Consider the following 1,839-nt stretch of genomic DNA (forward strand, 5'->3'; position numbering starts at 1 on the left):
GCTGAACAAGCTGGACGACGAGCTCCTCGCGGAGATGGAGGGCGGCGACGGCCCCGGCTTCCGCCGCACCCTCACCGCACTGCTCGCCGCCGTCCGCGGACGGGGCACCCCGCTGCCCGACGACTCCCTGGAGCCCTCGGACCTCATCCTGCCGTCCCCGGACGCCACCCTGGAGGAGGTCCGGGAGCTGCTGAGCGACGACGGACTCATCCCCGGCTGACCCGCCGGCGCGCCGCGTGCGGGCCGGCGGCCGCATCCACGCCGCACCCACGACACCGGACACCGGGCACGTCTCACCCGAGGAAGACCGAGTTGGCCCCCGTTACGAGCTCCGCAGGGCTGCGCGTCCGCCGGCACCTCACCGCACACCCCCTGGCCCTGGACGCGGCGCTGGCCGTCGCCGTCCTGACCTGCATGGTCGCCGGCTCGTTCGTGGACCCGCACGGCGAGGACGGCGTCACCTGGGGGCTGCGCACCCCGGACGCCCTAAGCCTGCTGCTGATGACCCTCGGCGCCGCGGCCCTGGTGCTGCGCCGCCGCGCCCCCATCACGGTCCTCGCCGTGACCGGCACGCTCTCCCTCGCCGAGTTCGCCACCGGCGACCCCCGCGCCCCCGTCGCCATGGCCGCGGTCGTCGCGCTCTACACCGTCGCCTCCACCACCGACCGCTCCACGACCTGGCGGATCGGCCTGCTCACGGTCACCGTGCTGACCGGCTCCGCGATGCTCGCCGGACCACTGCCCTGGTACTCCCAGGAGAACCTCGCCATCTTCGCCTGGACCGGCATCGGCGCCACCGCCGGTGACGCGGTGCGCAGCCGCCGCGCCGTGGTCACCGCCATCCGCGAGCGCGCCGAGCGGGCCGAACGCACCCGCGAGGAGGAGGCCCGCCGCCGGGTCGCCGAGGAACGCCTGCGCATCGCCCGCGACCTGCACGACGTCGTCGCCCACCACATCGCCCTGGTCAATGTGCAGGCCGGCGTCGCCGCCCACGTCATGGACAAGCGGCCCGACCAGGCCAAGGAGGCCCTCGCCCACGTACGGGAGGCCAGCCGCTCCGCCCTCGACGAGCTGCGCGCCACGGTCGGCCTGCTGCGGCAGTCCGGCGACCCCGAGGCCCCCACCGAACCCGCGCCCGGCCTGGACCGCCTCGACGACCTCGCCGGCACCTTCCGCAACGCCGGACTCCTGGTCGACGTCGCCCGCGCCGACCCGGAGACGACGCTGCCCGCCGCCGTCGACCTCGCCGCCTACCGCGTCATCCAGGAGGCCCTGACCAACGTGCAGAAGCACGCGGGACCGGGCGCGAGGGCCGAGATCAGCGTGGTCCGCGTCGGCCCGAACATCGAGATCACCGTCCTCGACGACGGCTCGAGCCAGGACGGCGGCACCGCGGGCGGCGGCCACGGCCTGCTCGGGATGCGCGAACGCGTCTCGGCCCTGCGCGGCACCCTCACCACCGGACCCCGCTACGGCGGCGGCTTCCGCGTCCATGCGATCCTGCCGGTCGGGGCCGGCGCCCGGGCCACGGAGGACGCGGTGTGACGGTCTGACGGGAACTCGCCGGGACCCTCCGGCAGTTGTCGTGGCACCAGGTCCCACCCCCTCTCCAGCGCCCGCCGAGGAAGCCGAATGCCGATCCGAGTCCTGCTCGCCGACGACCAGGCCCTGCTGCGCAGCGCCTTCCGCGTCCTCGTCGACTCCGAACCGGACATGCAGGTCGTCGGCGAGGCGTCCGACGGGGAGGAGGCGGTGCGGCTGGCGAAGCAGGAGCGGGCCGACGTCGTCCTCATGGACATCCGGATGCCCGGCACCGACGGCCTCGCCGCCACCCGCATG

3 protein-coding genes are annotated in these 1,839 nt (G+C 75.2%); all 3 read left to right on the forward strand.

Features of this window, described 5'->3' with window-relative positions; all coding sequences use genetic code 11:
• Window position 1: 1 nt before the first annotated feature.
• Window positions 2–220: a hypothetical protein gene (locus ACFY5C_RS41375; protein WP_389455232.1), complete on the forward strand. Its 219-nt coding sequence runs from the start codon at window positions 2–4 to the stop codon at window positions 218–220.
• Window positions 221–312: 92 nt separating this feature from the next.
• Window positions 313–1,545: a histidine kinase gene (locus tag ACFY5C_RS41380; protein ID WP_360557634.1), complete on the forward strand. Its 1,233-nt coding sequence runs from the start codon at window positions 313–315 to the stop codon at window positions 1,543–1,545.
• An 87-nt stretch (window positions 1,546–1,632) separates the two neighbouring features.
• On the forward strand, window positions 1,633–1,839 hold a 207-nt coding region (locus tag ACFY5C_RS41385; RefSeq protein WP_389455234.1), incomplete at its 3' end, for a response regulator transcription factor.

This window comes from Streptomyces sp. NPDC012935, from assembly GCF_042900345.1.
GTDB lineage: Bacteria > Actinomycetota > Actinomycetes > Streptomycetales > Streptomycetaceae > Streptomyces.